Origin of the sequence: Paenibacillus kobensis NBRC 15729, from assembly GCF_004000825.1 — a bacterium.
GTDB lineage: Bacteria > Bacillota > Bacilli > Paenibacillales > Paenibacillaceae > Paenibacillus_T > Paenibacillus_T kobensis.
Window position 1 is genome coordinate 1 of record NZ_BILZ01000091.1, and the last position, 13,817, is coordinate 13,817.

The window sequence follows — 13,817 nt, forward strand, 5'->3', positions numbered from 1 at the left end:
GGTACTCCCGCTTCGCTTTAACGACACACTTTGTTACGCTATCAATACTAGCCTCACCCTGACCATGAGTTATCCCCTTTTGTTGAATATTGGCGTATAAGCCCTCACACGTTTGAATGATGCGTTTCGATCCTTGCTTACCGGCGCCAAGTATCCTTTCATACAAACCCGCTTCAACAAGCGTGACGTGTAAAGCTTCGTAAACCCCATAACCCCCGCCACATCCTCCGCCTTTACGGGTCCGCCTAATTGAATCACATGCCGGAGAAGTTCGGACTCCGTCCGAGTAAGCGGCGCAGGCTGCTGCTCGGAGCTGTACCATTTGCCTAGAATGTGCATGATTAATTGTTGGCACTTGCGCGGATGCTGCTCGATATCGTCCACCGAAAATCGGAAGACGATCCAATCGTCTAGCGTCAACCGGTTTTGCCGCATCAAGCCGTCCGCAAATGTTCGCCGATTCGCATCTCTCGCGTGAGGACCGAAACCGTCGATCTCGATACAAATCCGATAAGGCGGTCTAATGTAGGCGAAGTCTAGAAAACGCAGTTGGTCGCCGAAATCTTTCACCTCGTATTCGGGATGCAAATAATCGAAGTGTCCAACAGCCGGCAACCACACTTTAGTAGCAAACAACTTCTCCGCATAGCCATGCCCCTCCGCCAACCTCCTCTTCGCTTCTCCTTTCCTGCTTTTTGCATGCTGTTCCAACCAATCTTGATACTCTCTCTCCTGCACCACTTGTACACTCATCGTCATAATCACTATGCCCCTTTCTCTCATACAAAAATAAAACGCCGCCTCAACCAAGCCCCAAGGGGTTGGAAAAGACGGCGTATGCTTTACGCGCGTAAATTAGCTCAATCCATACTTCGAAGTATTAAATCATATCATTCCAGCAATACTTACGAACCTTCCACTCTACCAATCTCGGGAAGCATTCAAGCTTCTACTGCCATGAAGTTCTTGCTCCATCCGTTCCGTATTATCAAAATCCCGCACTACCAATACTTCGACTATATCTCGAATTGCACTGTGTGTAAATATACAAAAATACGAAGCGTCCGCGCTACCTTCTCGCCGCCCATTTGGCAGCGGCTGTAAGCAGTTGCTGAACAGCAGGGAGAGAGAGCGCCTGCGCAGTATGACCCGGCTGGACATTCACAATACGTCCTTGGCCATACGTCTGCGTCCAGAGTGCCGGATACAACTGGCCTTCGAACGCGTAATGCAGCAGCACTTCGCGATCGCCCTGCGGCGCTTCCGTAAGCTCGTACACATAAGGCTCCTCATCAATCACAAATGGCTGCAGAGAAGCGCGAAGCGCCGCCAGTGTGCGTCCATCCGCCGACTCTCCGCCAGCCGACTCAGCTAACTCGGCTTGCTCCGCGGCCGATGGGCCTGCAGGAGAATACGCAAGCGGTTGAAACGCCGGATGGCTGACGAACCGGCCGCCGAACAGCGGCAGCAGCCTCGGATGACTGGCCAGACAAATTCCGCAATGGAGCGAGAGCAGTCCGCCGCCGCCGCGAATGAACGACAATAGCGCATCAGCTTGCTCATCCGTTACCGTACCGGACCAGCGGTCCGCATACGAAATGAACAGATCCACGTCTGGATTCGAGCTCGAAATAAGCACATCCGCCTCTTCCGATGCCTCGATGCCGAACGAGCCGCTCAGCGCGCGGATGACTTCGGCTTCTACATTTTGCAAAGGATGATAGGGTGCATTCGTATAATCGCCGAACAAAATGGCCTTGCGCTCTCTCGTTACCATGGCAATCTCTCCTTAAATTCCGTATCTATATAAGGCGGCTTGCCGTCCACGTCCGGCCAATCCGCTTCATCCTCAATGGTGCCAAGCACATTGGCTGCCGCTTGCTCAATCGTAAGTCTAGCCGACGTATTCAGCTCGCCATGCATGAAGGACTGGACCCAACCCGGATGAAGCACGAGTACGCGTCCGCCGACCGATTTCAACTGATTATGAACGAGTACAGACTGCATATTCACCGCCGCTTTCGACATGCAGTAGCCATACCAGCTGTCGCGGCCGCAAGCGCCGACGCTGCCTGCCTCAGAGGAAATATTCGCAACGATCGGACGCTCCGAGCGCAGCAGCATGGAGCCGAACGCCTGTGTCACGCGCAGCGGACCAAGTGAGTTTACGTTCATCACGTGCAGCATTTCATCAAAATCAAGCTCGTCCGGCAGCTTTCGTTCGATATCGCCAAGCACACCTGCATTGTTGACGATCAGATCGATCTGTTCCGTCCAGCCAACTGCCTGCTCGGCTGCCTGCTTCACACTCTCATCGCTGCCAATATCGATGCTGACGATAAGCAATGCGCCATCGAATTGCTGCTGCAATTGGGACAGCTCGCCCGTAGCCTCGCCGTGTACGCCCGCAACAACGCGCCAGCCCCGCCCCAGAAGACCTTTCGCCAAGCCGAAGCCAAGCCCTCTGCCCGCTCCTGTCACAACTGCTGTACCCTTATGTATCGTCAAACGAACCGCTTCCTTTCGGTTTCTCGTTTATGCGCTTTCATAGCTTAATTGTAGCATAAAGGACCAGGTGCTTCCGTGGACAAATTTGATTCGGGAAACGATTCGAAACGCGCCGCCCGGTGTTCATACCCCCGTTATCAAGCCCTCTCCGCAAAAGAAAAACGCGCCGAATTGGCGCGTTCAAGCTAGTACAATATAATGCGGTCTTAAGCCGCAACTGATGAGTTCTGCATTGCAGATAATCGGCCGGACCAAGTTGGCTCCGGAGCTCTCTGGGGCTCTCTGGAGTTCCAGAGCTTCAGGCTCCTGGCTTCAAGCGCCACAACCGAACCGCCCGTTCGAAGCTACTCCTCATTCCAATATACATCTTGTACCTGCTGACTCTTTTTATTTCGTATTCCCCACTCCAAAATTTTCTGCCCCTTCGTCTGCATCCGTTCGATCAACTCATCCAGCGTCTGGTTACCGGCCAGTGCTTCATTCATCTCGCGCCGTACAAGCTCGTTCATCTCGCCGTACGCTTCTTTGCTCAACGAGAAGCTTTTCTCATCCGGCACGAGCGAGGGCATCTGCCGATAGACGGATGCAACGAACGGATCACTGGAGTAATCCGCATACGTCACATTGCTCGGAAAGAAACCATTATAGCCGACGCCTAGTTCGGCACTCACTTTAGCTACATAATCGCTCATCATAAACGCTATGATATCCCAGCTTTCCTGCGTAAGCGGCGATCCTGCCCTTATGCTCATAGTAAATGGCGAGCCGATTCCAAAGCTGCGCATTCGCGTCGCCTCATCGACGGGAGGAGACACGGCGCCCAGCTTGAACGGCACGTCCCCATACGAGCCGTATTTGGCAATGACCATGCCCGCCAGCCCTTTCGCGAACCAATCCTGGCCATTGCCTCCCGAAGAAGCAATAGGCTGACCGACTTCTCCGTCTGCCGCGCCTTTTGTTCGAAATACGTCTGCATCGTATGCCTCTAGCGCCGTCTTAAAAATTTGCCGCCACGAAGGGGTGTCGGCCAGCATCATGCCGGTCGATGCGCGGTAAGGAAATATGCCGAGCCCTTCCGTCATCGCTATCAAGCTGGCCAACCCGCTTGGCCCCGGAAAATCGGGAAGAAAACCAATCGTCCCTTCCGCCTCCGTGCCTGCCTGCGTGACGCGCTGCGCCAGCTTCAGCATCTCAGCCCACGTCATTCCATCCTTCGGCGGATCGACGCCAACGCTATCGAACAAATCTTGGTTGTAGTACAGCAATTGGGCGCTGAAGTCCGCCGACAGCCCATACAGCCCCCCTCTCCGGGCATTCCGCATCTGCTCCAACACACCGGGCTGAATATGCTTCTCAAGCTCCGGCTCAGCTGCAAGATGAACCGATAGCTCGCTGAACAGACCGTCATCCGCTAAGGCGTGGTACATATCGTTATCCGACAGCATAATCAGATCCGGCTGCTCGGTCAGGATCAATGACTTGAACTTCTGCAGCCGATCCTTAAAAGACAGCTGATAGTTGTTCATTCCAGACGGGATCACCTCAACCTCCACGTTCGGGAAGGCTGCAGTAACGTAATCGCCGTACATTTGATAAAATCCTTGTTCACTGCTATCCAGCACCTTCAGATGAACCTGTGCACTCACTTTCTGCCGATCCTCCGAGCAGCCGGCCAATACAAGCGTGAGCATGAAAGCGCTGAGCCATAGAGCGGCATGCCGGCGCCATCCGCCCGCTCCGCTCCCATGCCGATTCCTTCGTCCTCTCACGACCACATACTCCTTATATCCGCTAATTAATTCGCAGTCCCTAGTCCGCATGAGATCCGTCATTTTGCTCGAACGCCCGCACTCCGCTCTCATCGATCAACCGTTGGCCTTGCTGCTGCACACGCTTCAACATCTCGTCGACCGATTGCTTGTCCGCCAGCGCAGCGTTCATCTCCTGTCTTAACATCCCCCACATCTCTTCGTAGAAAGAGCGGCCCGCCGACACGATGTCATCGAACGGTTGAATCGCCGGCATTTGACGGTACAGAGCCGCCTTGCTGTTATCGTAGTTCGAATAGGACATATTGCTCGGCACTCCGAATTCGAGCTGCTGTGCAACCGATACTTTGGCGACATAATCGCTGATCATGAACTGGATAAACGCCCAGCTTGACTTCGCTTCCGGGGAACCGGAGCGGATCGCCAGCTTCTGGTTCGCATAGAAAGAACCGCTTCGCGTCCGCGTTGCTTCGTCTACCGGAGGATTCACCGAGCCGAAGGCAAATTTCGTTTTACTCGGATCATATTGCCCCGGGGAAGCAAGCGTCATTGCCGCTTGGCCTTTTCCGAACAGATCGACCGAGCTCATCGCTTGCTGGTCGTAATACGTCTCGCCGTCTTCGCCTACTTTGGCCTTTGGCAGCATGGAGCGGAAGGTCCCATTCTTATAGCTGGCCAGCACTGTGTCGAATATATGCCGCCATGCTGGCGTATCCGCCGTCATCTTCCCCGCACCGAGCCGGTACAGCGCCATCCCTTCGGTGTCTCCTACCGAGTAGGCCAAATCCGCCGGTTCCATGAACGATTGATAATAGCCGATCGGACCATCCGGGGAGGAGTCCGCCGCCGTGAAACGGTAAGCCAGCTGCAGCATCTCCGCCCATGTCATGCCGTCATGCGGGAGATCAATGCCGTACTTTCGAAACATATCTTCGTTGTAATATAACTGCGAGGCACTGAAGCCGGGAGCCATTCCGTAAATCCGGCCGTCGCGGTTCTGTTTCATCAGCTCGAGGACGCCGGGATGAATCTGCTCTTGCGTTACTCCGCTATCCTTCATATACGGTGACAGATCAGCAAGCAGCCCTTCGTTGGCAAGAGCTCGATAAATTTCATCTTCCCACAGCACGATCAGATCCGGCTGCTCCCTGCGGACCAGCTCGACCCAACGTTTTTGACGTTCGGCTGCAGAGACTGTATAGTCGGAAGCCGCTTGTGTAGAGACAAGCTCAATGCGGGCATCCGGAAATACCGCGCTAATATAATCACCGTATAATCGATAAAAGTTTTGTTCATTCGTATCCGCCACTTTGAGCACGGCCGGCTGCTGCGCTTCATCCGGCTCATCCGAGCAGCCGCCTAGCCCAAGCAGTACCAGCAGCATGAGCAATGCGCTCAACAATAGTCCGCCCCTTCTCATGACGACTCCTTCTTAGCAGCGGCCGCTTCCTGCTCCAGCTTCTCTTTCAACTCCGCGAGCGCCTTCTCGACGGTCAGTTGACCTTCAACGACTGCGTCCAGCAAGGCCCCCCCGCTATCGTAGGCCTTCCCGGCCAACGTATCGCTTGACTGTTTCTCCATCCCCATATATTGCGTCCAGTTGTCCGGCAGCTCGAGCTTGCCCTCGTAGAAAGCAGCCATACGCTCTTGATTCTCGCCTGACAGATCCGCCTGCCGGATCGGCACGCCGCCGCTCATCCCAAGTCCGATCAATCGTTTCGCGAACTCTTTGCCCGTCATAAATTTCACGAATTCCCAAGCTGCCTTCTCACTGCTGACATTAGCCGGAATAGCATAAATCTCGGACATGCTCAGATCCTGGGTCCGGTTGCCCGGAACCGGAATGGTCATCCATTCCTGCTGCTTATCCCCCGTCCAGACCTGATTGATCTGCTGAATATAGTAAGTACCGTTAATCGTCATCGCAGCTTTTCCCTTCAAGAAAGCGTCGGAGGGGGTGAACGATTCTCCCTTTTTCTTCGCCTTGTCCGCATCGCGGTACAGCCAGCCGTCTTGATAGCCTGCCGCGATCCGCTGCCACCAATCGGCCCAAGCCGGCGAGTCGACCGTCACTCGCTCGCCTCCCTGCGTATCGGTCTGCAAACCGACCGATCTGCGGATCATATCGAATAAATAATAGGGACGGTCATTATAATTGGACGCTGCTAGACCGGCAATGCCCGTTCCTTGGAACCGGGCCGCCGTATCCATGAGTTCCTCCCACGTCGCACCCTCGCGAGGAAGCGGAATCCCGTTCTTCTCGAACAGCGTTTTATTGACGTAGACCACATTCGTGTTAAAGTTCGCCGTAAGGCCGTACAATTGCCCGCCGCCATATTGACGCAGTATATTGATGATTGGCTCGTACATGGCGTCAACGTCGACCTTGTTATTCCGGATAAGCGCGTCAAGCGGCTGCAGCTTCCCTTTTTGCACGAGCTCATAATACTGCCGCGAATTAAGTCTCAGCACATCCGGCTGCTCTTTATCGGTCCACTCGTCGATCTTATCGTCCTGCTTGAACATAACCGTCTCGATGCCTACGCTAGGATGGTGAAGCAGGAATGGTCTTGCGTACTGCATATTCGTAAAATTATCGTATTCCGTCTCCATCACTTTCAACGTGACGTCCAGATCTGCCAATGTATCATTTTGCAGCGCAGCCGGTATGCCGCTTTGCTTATTCGGCTTGTCCTCCAGCATCGCTCCGATATCGTCTCTCAGCAGCCAGCCTCCGCCAAGCAGTACGGCCACAGCCGTAAATGCCGCTGCCGTTCGGATCCAAGCGCGCGGTTTGCTGTTTCGTTGCTCCATTCGGATTCGTTCCCTCACTTTGCGTTCGATTTCCGAGGTGAATCCTCCGCTCGACAGCGGCTGTTCGACAAGTTGCCGTTCCCAATACGGCAGCTGTTCCTGCCCGCTCATGTCCACTCCTCCTCGCCGGTAACGACGGCATCGTCTGCCTTGCTTCGCTTGCTCATCTTCTTGCTTGCTTGCGCTCTCGCCCGGAACAGTCTCGACTTAACCGTCCCTTCGGAAATGCCCAGCAGCGCCGCAATTTCTTTCATCTGCAACTGATGATGGGCATAGAGCAGCAGCACCTCGCGAAGCTTCGCAGGCAGCTCCATTACGATGGACCATACGTCACGGGTCAATTCCCGCTTCATCGCCTCGCGTTCAGCGGAAGGATGCGCGTCCTCGGACGCGGCCCGATTGGGAAGCAGTGTAACGCGGCGCAGCCACGATGACCGCAACGCGTCTCGAGCCGCGTTGCGCGTGATGGCGAGCAGCCATGTTTTGACCGACGATTCGCCCCGGTACGAATAAAGCCGCTCATACACTTTCACGAATACGTCCTGTGCGATATCGTCGGCCATCGTGCGGCTCCGCGTCAGAAACAACGCGTAGTTCCACACATCCTGCCCGTATTCTTTCATCAACTGATCCAGCACGGCATCCCGGTCCAGACCGCCGGTCACATGCTCCAAATATTCGAACGACAACTTATTCACCTCGACAAGTAGACGATAGAGTTCAAGAATGGTTCCCTATTTTTGCAATAAAAATAGATTATACCTTCTCTTTTTCTATAATCAACCATTTTGTACTCGTGGAGAGAACCGCTGCAGACCGTTACTCCGCCCATTGGCGCTGTTGCATCACTTTTTGTGTCACACCAGCCAATGGAGGATGGGCCGCAACTAGCAACAATAAAAAAGGCAGTCCCCGAGAGGACTGCCTTGGACTGCCTTTGGCATGAACAATTAGGATTGCCGTACCGCATGGCCTTTGCCGATGTTGCCGCTGCCGCTCCGGCTGCGCAGGAAAAGCAAGCCGCTGTATGCGAACAGACACGCCCAAGCGATGACCGTCAACGCCATAAGGACCGTGATCGGCGTCACGTGGAACAAGCTTTTGTGATTGACGAGCACTTGCAGGCCCATCAATGCCGTCGACAGCGTGAATGCCAGCCCGCCTAGATGAATGAGTCTCCGGCGCGCGGCAGCCGCCATTGCAACACGCTCAAGGAAAGCTGCCATGAAAGGAACCGCCTGCAAGCCATGAAAAGCGTAGCCGTGAAAATAAATGATGCTGTGCGTCAATTCCTTGTTCTTCGTAATCGAGAAGTCGACGATCATCCACGCTCCGCCGATAAAGCCGAGGACGCAGCCGATCATCGCATACCGGGCCGCCACTACCATGATCGGCCGTTTGGCGAGCGCGGATGCGCGGAACACGCCGATCATGACCATCACAGTGTACCAGATGATCCCTGCAGCCGTGACGGCGAATACTTGAGAGATAATAAAGTCGAATCCGAACGGCTCCGACAAATTCGTCGGCATACGCGGACTTACGCCGCGCGCATGCTGGAATGTTTCCAGCACGTAGGACACAACGCCCGAGAAAATAATATAGAAGTCGATAAATTTACGCATCTTCGGTTTAAAATTTGCCAGCGGCACGAATGCGGCGACACCGATAATAAAAATACCGCTCGCCGCGTTGAATGAAGCCGCCCGCAACAGATCGCCGCCGTGAACCGGTTCTACGTTGCCGAATATCATGACGTATATCCAGATGAGCAAGCCTAGCACGGGTCCAAGCACGCCGCTCCATACGCACCAGCGTTCCCCTTCAAACAGCTTCGGGCTATCCGAATGAAAAGCATTCATCCCTTATACACCTCCATCGCATAATAAGTGAACATGGCCAATATCCAAAATCCGTTCAACCGTATTCGATTGCCTGCCCTATTTACGCTCTTCGAGAGCTTTAGCGGCGGCCGAATGATCCTCAATGAGGAACTCGTCCGGCGATGCCGACAACTGGAACAGCTCGACCCGCTTCAGCTTCTCCGGGTTCTTGTCATCAGGTGTATAGAATCCGGCGCCAGTCGCCATCAAGTGGCCGCCCGCCGTAATCTCCCAGATGCCGAGAATACGTCCGTCCGGCACTACATACGCGGCCCGGAGATTACTTTTCGACTCACCGTATTGGGCGAAACCCGCATAAACCTTCGACAAGTATTCCCCAGCCTCTTTGCCCGAAATTCCTCCTGGATTGTCGTGATTAATGAACACGCCGTCATCGGCGATCGAGTCTGTAACGCCTGCCCAGTCCTTCACGAGGTAGCTTTTCATATATTTGCTCAGCGCAGGAGGCAGAGCGTCCAGATCGACCGGCTCATAATCGAGCGTCTTGGTCGCATTATCGAACGTCGCCTTGCCGCCGATCGCCTGCGAGAATTCGCGGATCGGCACATAGGCCCGGTTATCGATGATTCGAATGTCGCCTGCCGAAGACGGCTTGCCGTAGAAGCTGAAGCCAATATTCGTTCCGGCCAGCGCGGTAGCGCCGAACGCGCCTAGCAATGCTCCAGCGAGCACAAGCGCCGCTGCTTTCTTTTTCATTACTATTCCTCCTGTCATAATGGATCTCGTTCATAAGATTGGATCTAGTTCGTGACACCTTCCGGTATTGCGGCTGGCTTCGCCTCTTGCGTATCGGAGCGGAGCATAGCAAACGTCAGCTCGCCCCGTGCCGCCGCGACGCCGTCGACGGCGATCTCGGCCTGCGCAACCGCAGCGGAGGATAGAAGCGTCAGCATCCTGCATGTGATAACCATTTGGTCGCCGGGAACGACCGGTTTGAGAAATCTCATCTTTGTTCCGGTCAGCAAGAACGTCCGATCCTCCGCTGCCGGCCTGTCTCCCGCTTCGCTAGGGAGGCCGCCTCCTTGTCCAAGCTTCACCAGCAATATCGCCGCCTGAGCCATCGCTTCGGTCATCAGCACACCGGGGAATACAGCCTTCTTAGGAAAATGGCCGGACAGCATCCATTCGTTTCCAGTAACATTTTTGATGCAGACGATTCGGTCGCCTTCCAGCTCCGCGACAGCGTCGATGAATTGAAACGGATATTGCTGCGGCAGCAGTGCGCGGACTTCGTCATAACCAAGCCTGTACTTGCCCATCGTCAGCCCACCCGGAGCACGACGGCGCTTGACACACCGTGATAGTCATGTGCGCTCAGCAGCGTTGCGCCGCCGTTGAACGGCCGGTCTCCGACTTGCTTGCGCAAGCTTGCAAGCCCGTTCGATGCTTCCGGCTCGATCGTATAGCCGACTGCCTCCGGCAGCGTGCCGGCTTGGCCGATCGCCAGGGCGGCGGCGAGCGACATGATGCCGCCCGCACCATACGTCTCGCCGAGCACCCCTTTCGCCGCGCAGACCGGCGTCCGGGCTTCGCCCAGCACGGAGCGGAGGGCGAGCGCCTCGACTTCGTCATGCGCCGGATCGCCGACCGCTCCCGCAACAGCCAGACGAACGCCGTCCGGCGTTACGCCTGCCGAAGCGAGCGATTGCAAGATCGCGCGTTCCAAGCCTGATGCGCGGGCTGCAGAATCGAAGCCGCCCCGGTAGGAGCTCGACCAAGCGGCGATTTCGCCCCAAATTCGCGCGCCGCGCGCTTCCGCATCGCCCCGCCGTTCCAAGACGAGCACCGCCGCGCCTTCCCCCGGCACCCAACCCGAGGACTTCGCGTCGAACGGCTCGCCCGTCTTCTCCGCTCCATCGCTTGGCAGCACTTTCATGCTGTTGTATACCCACAGCGAGTATGCGTTCAATTCCTCAACGCCGCCGACAAGAATGCACTTGGCGCGGTTTTTACGCAGCAAATTGGCGGCATAACCAATCGCGTCGAGCGAGGAGCATTGGCCGGAAGAAATCGTTGTGTTGCATGCGCGCGCTTGCACGCGAATGGCCAGATAAGAAGCCGGGGAGTTCGCCAGCGTGTTCGGCGCCTCCATCGGGCTGACGTAGCGCGGACCTTGCGTAGCCGCCGTATAATCGTAGCGGGAAGCTGCTTTGAGGCCGCCGAGATTCGTACCAATGACGATGCCAAGGTCATCCGGTTCCGGCATGCTCTCCTCAAGCCCCGCTTCCCGAAGCGCAAGCAGAGACGCGCCGAGCAAATACTGCGAGCCCGCATGCATGAACTGCAGCCCTTTTTTGCCAAGCAGCGGCTCGGGGTCCCAGCCGTCTACGACGGCACCCACGTAATCCCGGTCGGACCACTCCGCCGTATGCTTGCGCAGCGAGCTGCGGCTGGCCTGGCCGGACCTAAGCGATTCGTTCAGCGTATCAAGCGAATAGCCTGCTGCCGATACGAGTCCGATGCCTGTAATGACGATATCGTTGTCATTCGTATTCGTCATGAAACCGCCTCCCCCATCACAATCGTGGAAATATTGCCGCCGAAAGCGAACGAATTGCTGAGCGCATAACGAACCGGCTGCTGGGCAGCTGCGTTCGGCACGACGTTCACGACGCATTCCGGATCCGGCTCGCTGTAGTTCATCGTCGGCGGCAGTACGCCGTGACGAATGGCGAGCGCGCAAGCAACGGCTTCAATCGCGCTTGCCGCGCCCATCGTATGGCCCATCATCGCTTTAATCGAGCTGATCGGCACCTGATCGGCATTGTCGCCGAACATCCGGCGGATGGCGGTCGATTCCGTCGCATCGTTCGCTTTCGTGCCGGTGCCATGCGCACTAATGTACGAGATTTGCATCGGCGACAAGCCCGAAGCGTTCAGCGCCCGGCTCATCGACAGAACCGCGCCCAGACCCTCGGGATGCGGCGCAGTCGCATGATGCGCATCGCAAGACAAGCCGTACCCGAGCAACTCTGCATAGATTGTTGCGCCGCGGGCAACCGCCCGGTCGTAGTCCTCTAAGATAAGCGCAGCCGCCCCTTCGCCGACCATCATCCCTTTGCGGTTCTTATCGAACGGCTGGCAGCGTTCCGGCGCGATGGCGCCAAGCCGGTGGAACGTCGTGTAGCATGCGCGGGACATCGCATCGGAACCGCCGACGATGACCGCATCGGCCAATCCGTCTTCGATCAGCTCTTTGCCCCAGCTGATCGCGTAATTGCCTGCAGCGCATGCGGTCGGCACGACCATGGACGGTCCTTCCAGCTCCAGCTCCTCGGCAACGGCAGATGAAATCGTGTGCTGCGGATAATTGCTCCACAGCGCATGGGAAGCCCGGCGCTGCTCGGTAACGAGCAGATCGGTATTGTCCTCGATAATCGAGGAGTTGCCCATCGTCGTGCCGAAGCATACCCCGATCCGCCAAGGCTCATATCCGCCTTCGCCCAAGCGGGCGTCCCGCTCGGCCATCTTGGCAGCCGCAATCGCCAGATGCGTCGAGCGGCCGATGGAGGCCGGATCCAGCTTGCTGATATAATCGAGCGCATTCGCATCCTTCACTTCGCCGCCGTTATGCACATCGAACAAAGCCGTATCGAAAGTGCGTACGGGTCCCGTGCCGACCGCCCCGCTGCATATGCCTTCCCAGAACCGATCCTTGCCCGAACCGATCGGGCTCAGGACGCCGAGACCTGTTATGACTACGCGCTTCGTCATTCCGAAGCACCTGCCGCCGCCTCGGATTCGCCCGAAAGCAGCCCGGACACAACGCTGTAAATGGCATCGACCGACGTCATTTGCGGCAGAAGCTCTTCTGCCACCTTCACCTGATAACGCTGCTCGATCCGGGCTACGATCTCGATCAGCATCATCGAGTCGATGCTGAGTTCTTCAGACAGATGCGCATCTGAGGCAAAGTCGTCCACCTCAATAATTTCTCCCACCAGCGTGTGCAATTGCGATTTTAATTGTTCGGACATCATAGTCCCTCCTAATTCGAATAGTGATCTCTGCTCTTCGTTCGCTCTACGCGCTCAATCCCCCGTCAACGACAAGTACGCTTCCTGTAACATAACTGGCTTCTTCCGACAGCAGGAAACCGACGGCACGCGCGACCTCCTCCGCTTTGCCTGGCCGGCCGAGCGGAATGTCGCCGAGGAAGCCGGTGCGGACCTTCTCCGGCAGCGCTTCCCACATCTCCGTCTCGATAAAACCGGGCGCGACCGCATTGACGGTAATGCCGTATTTGGCCACCTCGCGGGACAGGCTGCGGACAAAGCCGATTTGCCCGGCCTTCGTCGCCGAATAATTGACTTGACCCGGCATTCCCTTCAAGCCGCTGACCGAGCTGATACAGACGATCGACCCGGCTTTGTCCCTCATCATGCCGTATACGGCCGCCCGCGCGTAATTATAGGTGCCTTTCAGATTGGCGCCGATCGTTGCGTCCCAATCTTCCTCCGCCATCAGAAACAGCGGTTTGTCCCGGTTAATGCCGGCGTTAAGGACCAACCCATCCAACCCGCCGAACGTTTCTCGGACGCGCTCGATCGTCTCCTTGGCCTGATCCAGCTGTTCGGCGTCAGCCGCTAGCGACATGACGCGTCCCGGCAGCTCCAGCCGCGCAAGCGTGTCGCACAGCTCGCGGGCCGCTTCGTGATTGCCTTTGTACGTAAAAGCGACGTCGGCTCCGCGTTCAGCCAAATAAGAGACGATTGCCCGGCCGATTCCACGTGAGCCGCCGGTTATGAGAACTCTTTTTCCTCCGAAATCCAAATCCATACGCCTCTCCTCTTCATGCCCCGGCTCCCGCCATAGCGGCGGG

Annotated in this window: 14 protein-coding genes; all 14 read right to left on the reverse strand. The window is 56.3% G+C overall.

Annotation, left to right across the window (positions count from 1 at the left end):
• Positions 1 to 69: 69 nt before the first annotated feature.
• Positions 70 to 759 (reverse strand): helix-turn-helix domain-containing protein, encoded by a 690-nt coding sequence (locus tag PKO01S_RS27085; RefSeq protein ID WP_127534563.1) that lies wholly within the window; start codon positions 757 to 759, stop codon positions 70 to 72.
• Positions 760 to 1,069: 310 nt separating this feature from the next.
• Positions 1,070 to 1,777, reverse strand: coding sequence for a ThuA domain-containing protein (locus tag PKO01S_RS27090; RefSeq protein WP_127534564.1), 708 nt, complete (start codon positions 1,775 to 1,777; stop codon positions 1,070 to 1,072).
• A complete protein-coding gene (locus tag PKO01S_RS27095; RefSeq protein WP_127534565.1) occupies positions 1,771 to 2,508 on the reverse strand; it encodes an SDR family NAD(P)-dependent oxidoreductase in 738 nt (245 codons plus the stop codon). Before PKO01S_RS27095 ends, PKO01S_RS27090 begins: the two co-directional genes overlap by 7 nt.
• 344 nt (positions 2,509 to 2,852) lie before the next feature.
• Positions 2,853 to 4,277: an ABC transporter substrate-binding protein gene (locus PKO01S_RS27100; protein ID WP_164779801.1), complete on the reverse strand. Its 1,425-nt coding sequence runs from the start codon at positions 4,275 to 4,277 to the stop codon at positions 2,853 to 2,855.
• A 40-nt stretch (positions 4,278 to 4,317) separates the two neighbouring features.
• Entirely contained in the window at positions 4,318 to 5,676 is a 1,359-nt protein-coding gene (locus PKO01S_RS27105) for an ABC transporter substrate-binding protein (protein WP_164779802.1), read from the reverse strand.
• 17 nt (positions 5,677 to 5,693) lie between these two features.
• Positions 5,694 to 7,202: an ABC transporter substrate-binding protein gene (locus tag PKO01S_RS27110; RefSeq protein ID WP_127534568.1), complete on the reverse strand. Its 1,509-nt coding sequence runs from the start codon at positions 7,200 to 7,202 to the stop codon at positions 5,694 to 5,696.
• Positions 7,199 to 7,780 carry a sigma-70 family RNA polymerase sigma factor gene (locus PKO01S_RS27115; RefSeq protein ID WP_246070756.1) on the reverse strand — a complete coding sequence of 194 codons (582 nt, stop codon included), beginning with the start codon at positions 7,778 to 7,780 and terminating at the stop codon, positions 7,199 to 7,201. The genes PKO01S_RS27110 and PKO01S_RS27115 overlap by 4 nt, the downstream gene beginning before the upstream one ends.
• 261 nt (positions 7,781 to 8,041) lie before the next feature.
• Positions 8,042 to 8,953: a hypothetical protein gene (locus PKO01S_RS27120; protein ID WP_127534569.1), complete on the reverse strand. Its 912-nt coding sequence runs from the start codon at positions 8,951 to 8,953 to the stop codon at positions 8,042 to 8,044.
• A 78-nt stretch (positions 8,954 to 9,031) separates the two neighbouring features.
• Complete coding sequence (locus PKO01S_RS27125) at positions 9,032 to 9,691, reverse strand: hypothetical protein (RefSeq protein WP_127534570.1); 660 nt, start codon at positions 9,689 to 9,691, stop codon at positions 9,032 to 9,034.
• A 44-nt stretch (positions 9,692 to 9,735) separates the two neighbouring features.
• Positions 9,736 to 10,254, reverse strand: coding sequence for a 3-hydroxyacyl-ACP dehydratase FabZ (gene fabZ / locus PKO01S_RS27130; RefSeq protein ID WP_127534571.1), 519 nt, complete (start codon positions 10,252 to 10,254; stop codon positions 9,736 to 9,738).
• 2 nt (positions 10,255 to 10,256) lie between these two features.
• Positions 10,257 to 11,495 carry a beta-ketoacyl-[acyl-carrier-protein] synthase family protein gene (locus PKO01S_RS27135; RefSeq protein ID WP_164779803.1) on the reverse strand — a complete coding sequence of 413 codons (1,239 nt, stop codon included), beginning with the start codon at positions 11,493 to 11,495 and terminating at the stop codon, positions 10,257 to 10,259.
• Entirely contained in the window at positions 11,492 to 12,709 is a 1,218-nt protein-coding gene (locus tag PKO01S_RS27140) for a beta-ketoacyl-[acyl-carrier-protein] synthase family protein (protein ID WP_127534573.1), read from the reverse strand. Before PKO01S_RS27140 ends, PKO01S_RS27135 begins: the two co-directional genes overlap by 4 nt.
• Entirely contained in the window at positions 12,706 to 12,972 is a 267-nt protein-coding gene (locus PKO01S_RS27145) for an acyl carrier protein (protein ID WP_164779804.1), read from the reverse strand. The genes PKO01S_RS27140 and PKO01S_RS27145 overlap by 4 nt, the downstream gene beginning before the upstream one ends.
• A 46-nt stretch (positions 12,973 to 13,018) precedes the next feature.
• Entirely contained in the window at positions 13,019 to 13,774 is a 756-nt protein-coding gene (gene fabG, locus PKO01S_RS27150; RefSeq protein ID WP_127534575.1) for a 3-oxoacyl-ACP reductase FabG, read from the reverse strand.
• Positions 13,775 to 13,817 lie beyond the last annotated feature (43 nt).